The 13,417-nt window shown below is 41.7% G+C and carries 14 protein-coding genes and 1 pseudogene; 4 read left to right on the forward strand and 11 right to left on the reverse strand.

The annotated features are described in order from the left end of the window. Nucleotides 1–55: 55 nt before the first annotated feature. From M1G14_RS04205 to M1G14_RS04250, 10 genes and pseudogenes are all read right to left on the reverse strand, one after another. Nucleotides 56–481 carry an RNA polymerase sigma factor gene (locus M1G14_RS04205; RefSeq protein ID WP_000323896.1) on the reverse strand — a complete coding sequence of 142 codons (426 nt, stop codon included), beginning with the start codon at nt 479–481 and terminating at the stop codon, nt 56–58. Between the two features lie 94 nt (nt 482–575). Beyond that, nucleotides 576–1,085, reverse strand: coding sequence for a sigma-70 family RNA polymerase sigma factor (locus M1G14_RS04210; RefSeq protein WP_247926320.1), 510 nt, complete (start codon nt 1,083–1,085; stop codon nt 576–578). Between the two features lie 489 nt (nt 1,086–1,574). Further along, nucleotides 1,575–1,748 (reverse strand): cysteine-rich KTR domain-containing protein, encoded by a 174-nt coding sequence (locus M1G14_RS04215; RefSeq protein WP_011528024.1) that lies wholly within the window; start codon nt 1,746–1,748, stop codon nt 1,575–1,577. Between the two features lie 51 nt (nt 1,749–1,799). Continuing rightward, the gene (gene tet(O) / locus M1G14_RS04220) at nt 1,800–3,719 is read right to left on the reverse strand and encodes a TetM/TetW/TetO/TetS family tetracycline resistance ribosomal protection protein (RefSeq protein ID WP_247926321.1); all 1,920 of its coding nucleotides are present in this window, start codon (nt 3,717–3,719) and stop codon (nt 1,800–1,802) included. A 366-nt stretch (nt 3,720–4,085) separates the two neighbouring features. Beyond that, nucleotides 4,086–4,460 carry a TnpV protein gene (locus M1G14_RS04225; protein WP_044681971.1) on the reverse strand — a complete coding sequence of 125 codons (375 nt, stop codon included), beginning with the start codon at nt 4,458–4,460 and terminating at the stop codon, nt 4,086–4,088. 54 nt (nt 4,461–4,514) lie between these two features. Further along, nucleotides 4,515–5,327: pseudogene (locus M1G14_RS04230) on the reverse strand (ABC transporter permease); the annotation flags it as partial. 36 nt (nt 5,328–5,363) lie between these two features. Then, on the reverse strand, nt 5,364–6,092 hold the full coding sequence (locus M1G14_RS04235; RefSeq protein ID WP_247926322.1) for a DUF1003 domain-containing protein: 729 nt from the start codon (nt 6,090–6,092) through the stop codon (nt 5,364–5,366). 68 nt (nt 6,093–6,160) lie between these two features. Continuing rightward, a complete protein-coding gene (asnS, locus tag M1G14_RS04240; RefSeq protein WP_152903641.1) occupies nt 6,161–7,507 on the reverse strand; it encodes an asparagine--tRNA ligase in 1,347 nt (448 codons plus the stop codon). Between the two features lie 147 nt (nt 7,508–7,654). Further along, nucleotides 7,655–8,833, reverse strand: coding sequence for a pyridoxal phosphate-dependent aminotransferase (locus M1G14_RS04245; protein WP_049523838.1), 1,179 nt, complete (start codon nt 8,831–8,833; stop codon nt 7,655–7,657). A gap of 16 nt (nt 8,834–8,849) precedes the next feature. Beyond that, nucleotides 8,850–9,197 (reverse strand): cell wall elongation regulator TseB-like domain-containing protein, encoded by a 348-nt coding sequence (locus tag M1G14_RS04250; protein ID WP_239683047.1) that lies wholly within the window; start codon nt 9,195–9,197, stop codon nt 8,850–8,852. Nucleotides 9,198–9,554: 357 nt separating this feature from the next. Here M1G14_RS04250 and M1G14_RS04255 point away from each other — a divergent pair, with 357 nt between their 5' ends. Then, a complete protein-coding gene (locus M1G14_RS04255; RefSeq protein WP_049514775.1) occupies nt 9,555–10,001 on the forward strand; it encodes a MarR family winged helix-turn-helix transcriptional regulator in 447 nt (148 codons plus the stop codon). Nucleotides 10,002–10,132: 131 nt separating this feature from the next. On the opposite strand, the gene yaaA is transcribed toward M1G14_RS04255, so the two are convergent. After that, nucleotides 10,133–10,858, reverse strand: coding sequence for a peroxide stress protein YaaA (gene yaaA, locus M1G14_RS04260; RefSeq protein WP_247926323.1), 726 nt, complete (start codon nt 10,856–10,858; stop codon nt 10,133–10,135). A gap of 66 nt (nt 10,859–10,924) precedes the next feature. Between yaaA and M1G14_RS04265 the strand changes: the two genes are divergently transcribed. The 3 genes from M1G14_RS04265 (at nt 10,925) to M1G14_RS04275 (ending at nt 13,415) form a co-directional block, all read left to right on the forward strand. Next, nucleotides 10,925–11,425: a DUF1836 domain-containing protein gene (locus M1G14_RS04265; protein ID WP_013903686.1), complete on the forward strand. Its 501-nt coding sequence runs from the start codon at nt 10,925–10,927 to the stop codon at nt 11,423–11,425. After that, a complete protein-coding gene (gene trhA, locus M1G14_RS04270) occupies nt 11,400–12,047 on the forward strand; it encodes a PAQR family membrane homeostasis protein TrhA (protein WP_003011253.1) in 648 nt (215 codons plus the stop codon). Before M1G14_RS04265 ends, trhA begins: the two co-directional genes overlap by 26 nt. 63 nt (nt 12,048–12,110) lie before the next feature. Then, nucleotides 12,111–13,415 (forward strand): aminotransferase-like domain-containing protein, encoded by a 1,305-nt coding sequence (locus M1G14_RS04275; RefSeq protein ID WP_247926324.1) that lies wholly within the window; start codon nt 12,111–12,113, stop codon nt 13,413–13,415. Nucleotides 13,416–13,417 lie beyond the last annotated feature (2 nt).

Genomic DNA, 13,417 nt, shown 5'->3' on the forward strand with positions numbered 1-13,417 from the left:
GGGAGATTCCACTCCCCACCCAGTAGCCCGCAGAATAATGGGATGTATTAGACGCTTACAAAATTTTCCGAAGCTTCTTCCGCAGATGGTCTAACCTCGCATAGATGGCACCAGTCGTCAAATGCACAAGTGGGGCAATCTCCTTTGTGGAATACCCCTGCATTTTCAGCAGGACGATTTTCAAGGTACGCCCGTCCACCGTGACTAATACTTGATAGAGATTTTCGCTCTCAATCTCGTCCAGTAACTCCGCAACTGTATTCACCTCCGCTTGCCGCTCCCTGTCTGCCATGTCCTCAAGGTATTCCGCAACGTCATTCGTCCATCGGTAAAACCGCCTGTTGGAATTGAAGTCTGCCCTGTCCGCTATGCGTATCTGCTCAATGGTCACTTCATCAACGCCGCACTCACGCAGCAGCTTTTCCTCCGCTTCTTTCCAGATACGCCATTTCCTGTCCTCCCGTCCGTGGTTGTATGCCATTCTTTCTTCCTCCAATCAGAATTGATTGAGAGGGCAGAGAAAAGCCCCCTCATTTTCCCAAAGGAAAAAACAAGGGGGCTGAACGCCTTAAATTTTAATTTTCTATTATCTTTCTTAGTTTTCTTAGGATTCTGGCTTTGCGTTTGTTCACAACGCTCTGGGTTATGCCTAACCTCGCCCCGACTTCACGCTCGGAAAGTCCGTCAAAAAAGATTGCCTGTATCAACTCCTGCTCACTATCCGACAACAAAGACAGGGCGGCTTTCAGCCTGTCCACCATAACAGCATTGACAACGGTTTCCGCAATGTCCGCCGCTTCATCAGCGATAAAGTCCAGAGGATTCCCCTCGCTGTCCGTAAATCCGTCCAGAGATAGCAGGCTGTTCCTCGCATCTAATTTTTGCAGGTAACGCCACCGCTCCCTGTCACGGTAGAAGTCCGCATATTGCTCCCTTACGACTTCAAGCAGACAACCTTGGACGGGGATAAACAGCTTGTCCATATATCCCTTGTCGGCTTGCCTGCGGCGGCAGAAATCCGTATAGGACAGTTCCACATAGCCGCCGCTTTCTTTGATATATACTTTTCTTGGTGCGTATTTCACCGCTAATACCTCCAATCTGAATTTTTGAAATGTAAAAATCCAGATGGAGAGGCGGGGAGCGGCAACGCACACCAGAAACAGCCCTGCGGCACTTTCCAACAAAAAACGACAAAAGAAAAACCGCAAAGGCTCTGTGACCTTCACGGTTATGGGAAATACAAATTCTGTTGTATGGAGATTGTACTTCCACTTTCAAGGTGAGAAGTACCGCTGCACTGGCAGAAATTTTTTTAACTGGTTTCCTGCCATTCTCTGATATGCTATGTATTGATAAATTTTACTTCGTATGAGCAGATGAATAACCGCCCGAAAAAAGAACATAAAAAAATCCCTCCAAATTTAAAAACAAATTCAGAGGGTAATTTAGGGTATAACAAAATAACCCACCCGAATATCGTTTTTTTTATTTGGTGAGTTTGTTCTTTCAAATACGAAACAAAAAGAGCCGATGATTCGTGAATTGTTCCACAATTTCATCGGCTCTGCGTCTTAAGCGTCTGGCTCTTTGATGACAGTTATCTTCAAGTTGTCAACTTTAATCAAGCTTTCTTGTCTGCATTTTGGACAATAAAGGGGATAATTCTCCAAAACAGTGTCCTTCCTAATTTTATTACGGGTTTTGCTCCCACAAACAGGACACAATATCCATTCGCATTTCATCATAATTAGTCTCTAATCCTTTCAAATCTCATTTTATATGACTTTTGCAAGCTGTTAAGCTAACTTGTGGAACATATGCCGAACCTTATCTATACGGCTATTCGGGCGGCGGGGTTGGCAAATAAATTTACCAATAGCTGGCTGGTATCCTTTTAACTCTGTCAAGCAGACTCCCTGCCCATTTGTGAAATAAGTTAAATCTTTCCTGTATTCTTGAATACATCTGGCAGGGATTTCTCCTTTCAGAATGACCTCGTCATTCTTTACCTGAGTACTTACAATATCTGCACAATACCTTGGGGCATCATGATACGCCCGTGAGAGATATTCCTGCGGTGCATAAATTTCAAAGTGGAGATATGGCTCTAATAGTTCTGTCCCTGCTTTTTTTAAAGCCTGCTCCAATACGATAGGGGAAAGCAGCCGAAAGTCTGCGGGGGTACTTACAGGACTATAATACAATCCATATTCAAAACAGATTTTACAGTCTGTCACTTTCCATCCATACAGCCCCTGCTCGCAGCCATAAAGAACCCCCTCCATAACCGCATTTTGGAACGATTGGTTTAAATATCCAAGTGAAACTCTGCTTTCATACTGCACTCCGCTTCCAATAGGGAGCGGCTCTATGGACAACCCGACAGAAGCCCAGAAAGGATTTGGCGGGACTTCTATGTGGATGGTATATTCTGCTTTTCTAAGCGGTCTTTCCATATATATAACAGTAGGCTCTTTTATTTCTGCCTCCACATGGTATTTTTCCTCAAGGATGGCACAAATGACTTCCATCTGCACATTCCCCAAAAAAGAAAGTATAATCTCATGCGTTGTAGTATCCACATAATATTTTAAAAGAGGGTCGCCATCTGAAATTTCTGTAAGTGCCCCAAGCAATATTTCCCGCTGTTCAGATTTCTTTACTGCAATCGTTGTTTGGAGCATAGGGAGAGGATTTTCAATAAATTTTCTCTGCGGCAACAGCATTTCGTTCCCCAAAATACTGTTTAGCTGCAAAACATCATTTGGTAAAATTACAATATCACCAGAGCAGGCTGTATCGGATGAATATAATTCACCGTTTGTCGGAACACACATCTCTGTGATTTTTATTTTCTCTTTTTCAGATATTTTAATAACATCCCTCAAATGCAATGTTCCGCTATATATACGCACATAAACAAAACGCCGCCTTTTCTCTGAATATTCAATCTTAAAAACCTGCCCGCATAGTTCAGATTGACCTTCAGGCGTTGATGAATAAAACTTACTGGCAATCACTTCTATAAGCTGCCGAATCCCCAGATTGTTTTTAGCACTTCCGTGATAAACGGGAAATAACGTTCCGTTTTGGAATCTCCTGTTTTCTTCCTGTTCCAGTTCTGACATTTTAAACGGTTTCCCTGACATATATTTCTCTAATAGTTCATCGTTTCCCATAATTACCGCATCCCACTGTTCCATATCGTCATTGTCCGTTACATTTATATGGGGATGCTGCCCAACCTTTTGCTTCACTATAATTTCCGAAGAAAGCTTTGCTTTCATTTCTTGATATACCATTGGCAAATCAATCCCCTCTTGGTCAATTTTATTGATGAAAAAAATTGTCGGAATCTTCATTGTCTGTAGTGCATGAAACAGTATACGGGTCTGTGCCTGTATGCCATCCTTTGCAGAAACTAATAATACTGCTCCGTCTAATACGGATAAAGAACGGTATACTTCCGCCAAAAAATCCATATGGCCTGGCGTATCTATAATGTTGACTTTTACATCCTCCCACTGAAAAGATGTCACTGCTGTCTGGATAGTGATTCCCCTTTGACGCTCCAAATTCATTGTATCTGTCCTTGTTGTGCCTTTATCTACGCTCCCTGGTTCTGCAATTGCACCACTGGTATACAATAAACTCTCCGTTAATGTTGTCTTTCCTGCGTCAACGTGAGCCAGAATGCCTAAGTTAATTATTTTCATGTGATTTTCCTCCTATCAACACCCAAAAAAGGGCATAAAAATACCCAGTGATAAATACTCCTATCACTGGGTAAATAACTCCAATAGCCCCAAAACACTTATATGTTTTCGGGCATATAAAATTACATGATAAAAGTATTCTTAAACTGGGTACAAAAAACTAAGCCCCATATTAAAAGTGAAACGGGACTGCTACTTTTTGTTCCCACTATCAAATTGACAGTTTATTTAAGAATACCTTGCCGCATATTTATTAACTCCTTGTATAATACTGAATCTAATTATATTCCTTAACCCTTTATTTGTCAAGCTGACAAACTAAAGCAGAAAAAGCGGCAGGATTTCCCCCTGCCACTAATCATCTGTTTATGCAAAAATAATTTCCTTTTCCACAATCTCCCTCGCACAAGCCCTTATGTTATTGAGGCATCCTGTCCATTCTAAGGCGTTTTCTGCCTTTAGCTGTTCCGTTATGCCCTGTGCCTGTTTCATACCCTCTATGAGCCTTTCAAAGCGTTCCTGTGCCTGTCTGTTGATGTCGGCAAGGTAAGCGTTAAGTCTGCCGCTTGTAAGAAGATTGGTGTATGTAACTTTGCAGTGATGCTTCAGATAATCCAAATGCCGCTGTCCCCAGATGCCTATCGGCTGTTCTTCTTCGGCGGGTACAGTTAAGCACGGTATTAAATAATCGCCTTGCCTTTCGTATTTGCCGCCCATTTCCTCAAAAATTGTCTTTGCCATTGTCTGTTACCTCCACATTCTTTTTTATTTTGAATGTCCGCAAAATCCGTCCTACATCCCTTGGCTTAGAAGGCCAGCAGAGATAGTCAATTGTCCCTGCCAAATGACACAGACCAAGGTCGTATTCACGACTAAGAAAGTCAAGGGACTGACCAAACTAGACAAGATACCAGCGCAAATTTGCCAGACTTTGTAGTCCTGATTGACCTCTCTAAAATCTTCTAATTCACTAGCCTGTTGTCCAAAGGCCCGAATCACTCGCATCCCTTGAAATTGCTGACGCGTCACCGTGACCATCCGGTCTGTAATTTTTCGAATGTTTGTAAAGAGAGGATTGACAATCCGAGACATGATGACAATAATCAGCGTCAAAATGGCCACCATCCCCAAGAACCAAAGGGTTAATTTCGGACTGATCGTAAAGGCCATGATAATAGAGCCAAAGACAATAATCGGCGCCCTCAAAAAGAGGCGCAAGAAGAGATTGATCCCAACCTGGATTTGATAGGTATCAGAAGTGAGACGGGTCACCAAACTAGATGTACCGATTCTATCTCGCTTGTCCTTTGGAAGGGACAAGATCTTATCATACAAATCCTTGGTCATCTCACGGGTAAATCCGACAGCTGCTTTAGATGAAAAATACTGAGCCGTAATGGCAACGACGACACCAAAGCTAGCAAATATAACCAAAGCACCGACCATCATCACCACTCCGCTCGTTTCCTTTTTCGGAATGACCTGATCGACTAAGTGGGCGATGATTAAAGGTACGCACAATTCAAAGATAGCTTCTAATAGTTTAAATACAGGACCTAAAATAGTCTCTCTTAGATAACCCTTAAAATACTTCAATAATGATGTCATCGTCTCCCCATTCTCTTTATCTGGATATATGATTGATCAGTCAACTTCTTCTTTGGCTTGGTTCATCACTTGACGCAATTGGGTCACTTGATTAGACAAAGAAACCAACAATTCGGTTTGCAACCTTTGAATCTCTAGTAGATCCGTCTGATCTTGTTGCACCATATGGTCAATCTTTGTATGGAGCAAACGAATTTCTCGTTCCGATTCCATATTGACGTTAAAGTCATTTCGTGCTTGCAGGCGATCATAATCTGCCGCACGATTTTGACTCATCATGATTAAAGGAGCTTGAATCGCCGCAATCGTAGACAGGGCAAGATTGAGCAAAATGAAAGGATAAGGATCAAAATTCCAACCAAAGGGATGCAAGACATTCATCAACATCCAAATTGCCATCATAAGAATGAAACTGATAATAAAGGTCCAAGACCCACCAAAGCGTGCAACTGAATCCGCCACTCGCTGGCCAAAGGTATAGCTTGCTGTCAAACGATCTTCAACGTTAAAGGGACGCTCACTTTCAGGCATAACAGCAGTTACTTGCTGTTTAATCGCTTGGTTCTTATCATTGGCTCTGTCAATAATCTGACCTAGATAATCCATGCAATATTGGCTTAAATTTTTGTAAGTAATAAAATCATCCATTTGACTTTCAGGATAAGAGGACTTGAGCATTTGTTGAATGGTGTGGTCTAGATCTACAATCAAAGACCCTTGTCCATCCTCGTATTCTTTCCCGTCGATGATGTCTATTTTCAGCATAGAAATTCCTTTCATATTTTTTTGGACCAGATAAAAGTTAAAAACGCCTAATGGCGTTTTTACGTCTATTAAGGTTTGATACGGTGCAACATACGTGGGAATGGAATGGCCTCGCGGATGTGTTTTGTACCTGCTGCGAAGGTAACCATACGCTCGATACCGATACCAAATCCACCGTGTGGTACTGTACCGTATTTACGAAGGTCAAGATAGAATTCGTATTCTGTACGATCCATACCAAGTGATTCCATCTTCGCTACAAGGGCATCATAGTCTTCCTCACGCATAGAACCACCGATGATTTCTCCGTACCCTTCTGGCGCAAGCAAGTCTGCACAAAGCACGCGATCTGGGTTACCAGGTACTGGTTTCATATAGAAAGCCTTGATAGCAGCTGGATAGTTGATCACGAATGTTGGCAAACCAAAGTGGTTTGAAATCCATGTTTCGTGTGGTGAGCCGAAGTCATCTCCATGCTCGAGATGTTCATAGTCTGCATCTTCATCGTTTTCATGCTCTTGCAAGAGATCAATGGCTTCATCGTAAGTAATGCGTTTGAATGGCTCTGCAATATAACGTTTCAAGAGCTCTGTATCACGTTCCAAGGTTTCCAAGGCTTGAGGAGCACGATCGAGAACACCTTGAAGCAACGCTTTAACATAAGCTTCTTGCAAGTCAAGTGACTCATCATGTGTCAAGTATGAGTACTCAGCGTCCATCATCCAGAACTCAGTCAAGTGACGACGAGTCTTAGATTTTTCAGCACGGAATACTGGACCAAAGTCAAAGACGCGACCAAGGGCCATAGCACCAGCTTCAAGATAAAGCTGACCTGATTGGCTCAAGTAGGCTGGTGTTCCAAAGTAGTCTGTTTCGAAAAGTTCAGTAGAATCTTCTGCTGCATTTCCAGAAAGAATTGGGCTATCAAATTTCATAAAGCCGTTCTTATCAAAGAACTCATAAGTTGCATAAATGATGGCGTTACGGATTTGCATCACAGCAACTTGCTTACGTGAACGCAACCACAAATGGCGGTTGTCCATCAAGAAATCTGTACCGTGTTCTTTTGGCGTGATTGGGTAATCTTGCGATTCACCGATGACTTCGATGTCTGTAATATCCAGCTCATAACCAAATTTAGAACGTTCGTCTTCTTTGACAATCCCTGTTACAAAGACTGACGTTTCTTGGCTCAAGCGTTTGATGGTATCAAATTTTTCAGTTCCCACTTCTTCCCCAAATTTTTCAATAAAGTTTGGTTTAAAAGCTACACCTTGAAAGAAGGCTGTTCCGTCACGCAATTGCAAGAAAGCAATTTTCCCTTTTCCTGATTTGTTAGCAACCCAAGCACCAATGGTCACTTCTTGACCAACATAGTCTTTTACTTCGATGATAGTAATCCGTTTTGTCATCATTCATCTTCCTTTTCTCGTTAAACTTGTCCGAAGACATTATCTTCTTTATTGTATCATAAAAAGGCTTACAGTGCTAGATTCTACCTGTGAAAAGCCGATTTTTTTAAAGAAAAAGATCCTCAGCTCAATGCTAAGGATCCGATAGGTTTATTTTTCCATAAAGGCCTTGAGTCGACGAACAGCTTCCTGAAGGGTATCCAAATCTGTCGCATAAGACAAGCGAACATTTTCAGGGGCACCAAAACCTGCACCGGTGACGAGAGCTACTTCAGCTTCTTCCAAAATCGCTGTGGTAAATTCTGTCACATCCGTGTAACCCTTCATCTCCATGGCCTTCTTTACATTTGGAAAGAGATAGAAGGCTCCTTGAGGTTTGATAGCTTCAAAACCAGGTACTTCATTTAACAAAGGATAAATGGTATTCAAGCGCTCTTCAAAAGCTTGGCGCATGATCTCAATAGAAGATTGGTCTCCGGTTAGGGCTTCGATGGCAGCATACTGGGAAACTGTCGTCAAATTAGAAGTTGTTTGGCTGATCACCTTGGCCATAGCTCCGATAATCTCAGGATCCCCCACTGCAAACCCAACACGCCATCCAGTCATGGCATAGGTTTTGGAAACTCCGTTAATCACGATGGTTTGCTTGCGAATCGCTTCTGACAAGCTAGAAATTGGCGTGAAGGTATTGCCATTATAGACCAAACGACCATAGATATCATCTGCCAAAATCAAGATGTCATGCTCAACAGCCCAGTTTCCAATCGCTTCTAGTTCTTCTTTGCTGTAGATCATTCCTGTTGGATTGGATGGCGAATTTAGCAAGACTACCTTGGTCTTGTCTGTCCGTGCTGCTTCCAGTTGCTCAACCGTTACTTTGAAGTGATTTTCTTCTGTTGTTTGGAAAGTAACAGGTGTGCCCTCTACCATCTTGACCTGGTCTACATAAGAAACCCAGCAAGGTGTTGGAATGATGACTTCATCACCTGGATTGATAACAGAAGTAAAGAAGGCATAAAGAATAAACTTGGCTCCAGTGCCAACCACTACTTCATTGCGGCTAACAGCATAGCCATAAAACTCTTTCATATAGTCACTAATGGCATCCTTCAATTCTGGAAGTCCAGACGCTACCGTATAAAAACTAGCCCGACCGTCCTCAATGGATGCCACTGCTGCTTCTTGAATGTTTTTTGGAGTCGCAAAGTCAGGTTGACCAAGCGTCAAACTCAAGATATCACGACCTTCAGCTGCCAAAGCTTTGGCACGAGCATTTGCAGCCAAAGTCACGCTTTCTTCCATTTCCAATACACGATTTGATAATTTCATATTTCCTCCTCAAATCCTAAAAAACACTGGTTACTTTCCCAGTCTTAAAATCCACCACATAATAAGAACTTCCTGCCTTGACTTCCCAGATCGGTTTGCCTTTAAAGCGTCCAAAAGTTACTCGATCAATCGCGTCTTTGCTCTTCTCTTTCACAATCGCCTTTGCTTTTTTCTGGCTGATCCCCTCTTTTAAAGGGTAAGCATAGGCCTGATCATCTGCCTCCGCCACCAAGACCGCTAGTTCTTGCCCCTCCTGGTCTTTTCCAATAAAGGAAAGATATGCTTCTTTGCCATGGAAGAAACTCTCCGTATCAATTGTAGCCATCGAAGAGTGCGACAGCGCTATGTTTCTTGCTTGTTCCATTTGATCCTGCATGCGATCCGAAGTTTTTTCAGCAAGAAATAGCCAAGAAAAAAGCACCGTCAGAACTAAGACACAGATTCCTATTATATGTTGCCATATGATAAAAAGATAATTTTTCTGTTTCACTCCCTCATTATACACCAAAGCTACCTAGAATTCTATAGATTTTCAAGAAAGAATTGTTACTAATATTTCATACCTGTTACAATGTTTTAGTATAAAATTGTTTGATAAACAAACTAAAATTAACACCTTGTATATTTTATGTTCATAGTTTAATAAATTTGTCACAATTTTGTAACTAATTTGAAAATAAAATTAAACGACAGAAACACTATTTATTGATAAAATATAGATATGGAAAATTTAAAGAGATTATTCAAAGAAGCAAACGTAGATTTAAAAACAATGATCGTCTTCCACAAGGCGGAACGATTGATCCGTGCATCTGAGGCTCATATCTTTAAAAAGCACCAGTTGACACCAACTCAATTCTCTGTCCTTGAGACCTTGTATAGCAAAGGCGATCTTCGCATTCAAGATCTGATCGATAGCATTCTTGCGACCTCTGGAAATATGACTGTGGTTATTCGCAATATGGTCCGCGATGGTTGGATTACACGCGAAACCGATCCAGAAGACCGCCGTGCATATGTTGTATCTATTACCGATGCCGGTCGTAAAAAGATCGAAGAAGCTCTTCCAGATCATATTAAAAATATTCAACGCTTGATGCAAGTCTTTAATAGCGGCGAGCAAGCTGAGTTAACAGAACTCTTGAAGAAATTCAAACATATCGCCTAAGCCTAAGCCTAAGCCTACAGCCTCAAGACGATTCTGACTCCAAAATCCACTATTTTGGAGTTTTCATCGTGCATTCTCTTTATCTAACAGATCAAAAAACTATTCCTGATGCTTCTCAGGAATAGTTTTATTTATTCTTTCACAAAGACCCATTCGTTCTCTTGTGATAAATCTTCACGATAAGAGAAACCTGCTACTTCTAATGATTTCAAATCTTCTAGATGGGTGATTTCTTCCTTCATCATAGCCGTCACCATGGCCCCACGTGCTTTCTTTGAAATCGTTGAGTGAATCTTTAATGTCCCACCACGATTCTCCATGAATTTAATCCGAATCATTCGCTCACGAATAGCTTTTGAGAAGACCTGTTCAAACTCAGAAGATAAGAGAGATAAGATCTGCTCCTCACCTTCTACTGCCTGATCATAGTCCTCTTGCCAGAGTGCCTTTAGAGACTTTCCAGCTGGTTTTAACTTCATCATAAAGTCTAAGCGATGAGGAGCTATTCCCTCATAGGCTGGGATCACCCCATATAAGGCAGTCGTGATCAACAAATGCTCCTGAAGATAAGTCTGCTCTTTTTCAGATAAGCCTTGACGCTCGATACTCCGGTACATAAGACCATCAAACAGTTCCAAAGCAGGATGGGTCTTAGCACTCCCATCTAACAAAGCCTCAATTCTTTCCTTTTCTACTAGGGCCCTCTCCTCTGAGATCCCGTAAAAAGTCGCTAATTCTTCTAGTGAGAATTGTTTCAAAGCTTGGAGGATGGTTTTTGTCTTGTGTGACAAGGGTTGGGACTCGACCATACGAGCCTGTTCGTTCAGTTCTTTAGCGGATGGAATTAATAGTTTCATAGGTCTATTGTACCATATTTTTCAAAATTTCTTGACAGGAGTTTTTATTAATGTTATTATCTAGTTATGAAAACTAGATTAAAGAAAGGTGAAGATTTAGTGTCCACTTTTTCCTATCCAACATGGGAGCAACTGCCTGAGCTAGACCTCTATCTCGATCAGGTCCTTCTTTATGTTAATAAAACCTGTGCACCTGTCCTCTCCTCTTCAGACAAAGGCTTGACGGCTGCCATGATCAACAATTACGTAAAACATGGTTACGTCGAAAAACCAGATAAGAAGAAATACCAACGTCGCCAGGTAGCTCGCTTGATCGCTATTACAACCTTAAAAACGGTCTTTTCTATTCAGGAGATCGCTTCTACCTTAAATTTTTTGCAGGACCAGGCAAGCTCAGATCTTCTCTATAATAGCTTTGTTGCTTATCTCAATGAGCAAAAAGAGCCGATTGCACCCATTATTCGCTCTGCCTGTCAGACAGTTCAACTTTATCTTGAAACCCTATCTTATATTCAACCAGTAAAAACGGAGGAAGAAACTGATGAATTACACCATGAAACTAAGTAAAAAATTATCCTTTGGAGAAGAGATCGCAAATAGCGTAACCCACGCTGTTGGGGCCCTCCTCATGTTGATCTTGCTTCCGATCTCAGCAGTCTATAGCTTTGAGCAACACGGTCTGCTTAGTGCTTTTGGGACTTCTATCTTTGTGATCAGTCTCTTTTTGATGTTTCTGTCTTCGACCGTCTACCATGCCATGTCTTACGATTCACCTCAAAAGTATGTACTTCGCATTATCGACCATTCCATGATCTACATTGCGATCGCAGGTAGTTACACACCAGTAGTCCTTACCTTGATGAACAACTGGATGGGTTACAGCATTATCTTGATCCAATGGGGCACCACCATCTTTGGTATTCTCTACAAAATCTTTGCTAAAAAAGTCAATGAAAAGTTCAGTCTCGCTCTTTACTTGATCATGGGCTGGTTGGTCATCTTTATTATTCCCCAAATCGTTAGCCAAACCAATCCGATCTTCTGGGGTCTCATGCTCATGGGCGGTCTGTGCTACACGGTTGGAGCTGGCTTTTATGCTAAGAAAAAACCATACTTCCACATGATTTGGCACCTCTTCATCCTGGCAGCTTCTGCTCTTCAGTATTTAGCCATCGTTTACTTTATGTAATACGCTCACCACTCTTCGGAGTGGTTTTTTTGTGATTTTTTCTGTACAATAGAAAAAAACTGTATGGGGACAGTCAGGATGAAGACGAGCAAATACCAACAAATTATTCATGTACTAAAAAAAGCCATTCAAGATGGAGAACTGGAAACTGGAGAGAAAATTCCCTCCGTTCGCCAGTTAGCTAGTCAATTTTCTTGTAATAAGGACACAGTGCAACGAGCCCTGCTGGACTTGACTTACCAGCACTTCCTCTATGCTAAGCCTCAAAGTGGCTACTATGTTTTGGAGCAAGAACCTAATCGACATGAGGATCTTCCGCTAAAATTAGAGAAAGACCGCAACCAGGCTTTCGAGGATTTCCGGACTTGTATTAATGAAACCTTGATTGGACGGGAGAATTATCTCTTTAATAACTTTTCGGACCAAGCAGGCTTACTCGAAGTACGCCAATCGATTCAAGGCTTATTGAAGGAAGAAAGTATTTATACGACTGCAGATCAGATTGTTTTGACTGCTGGTACCCAGCAGGCGCTTAATATCCTCAGCCAGATTGACTTTCCCAATAAAAAATCGCAGATCTTGATCGAGCAACCGACTTATCACCGGATGAACCAACTCTTAGATTCACAGCAACTTGCCTACCGTACCATTCAACGTAATTTAACGGGGATTGATCTTGAGGAGCTTGAAGAGATTTTTAAAAGTGGCCATATCAAATTCTTCTACACGATCCCTCGTTTTCACTATCCGCTTGGTCATAGCTATTCGACCAAGCAGAAAGAAGCGATCTTGCAACTAGCTGACCAATATGATGTTTACCTTGTTGAGGACGACTATTTGGGAGATCTTGATGGCAGCAATGCTCCATCTTTTCATTATTTGGATCAAAAGGACCGAGTCATCCATATCAAATCTTTTTCGACCAATCTTTTTTCTGCTCTTCGCATCACTTCCATGATCCTTCCCCAAGCCCTTTTAAAGCCGGTCTTGACCTATAAGACGATTCTGGACTATGATAGCAATCTCATCATGCAAAAGGCCTTAAGTCTCTACATTGATAATGGTATGTATTTGACCAATAAAAAACGACTCCTAGCCAGAAAAAAAGAGGAAGAAGAAAGATTGAAGACCTTGATGGATCAGTCTTCTCTTCTCCCTCATCTGACCCTGACCCACGATGGGATCCTACTAGATCTTCATCAGGTCAAATCTCTTGCTGCCTTAAAACACAGTGGACTCCCGCTTGATTTCTTTGAAGCAGCCTACATCACTCCTTGTCCCTATCAACTAGCAAAAATCCAATCAGCAGATGTTGCCAACGTTTTACCAAAGCTTACGCCTTTTTTTAAAAGAGAAACCCTCGTATAGAC

Origin of the sequence: Streptococcus parasanguinis (assembly GCF_023109675.1) — a bacterium.
In the GTDB taxonomy this organism is placed as follows: domain Bacteria; phylum Bacillota; class Bacilli; order Lactobacillales; family Streptococcaceae; genus Streptococcus; species Streptococcus parasanguinis_I.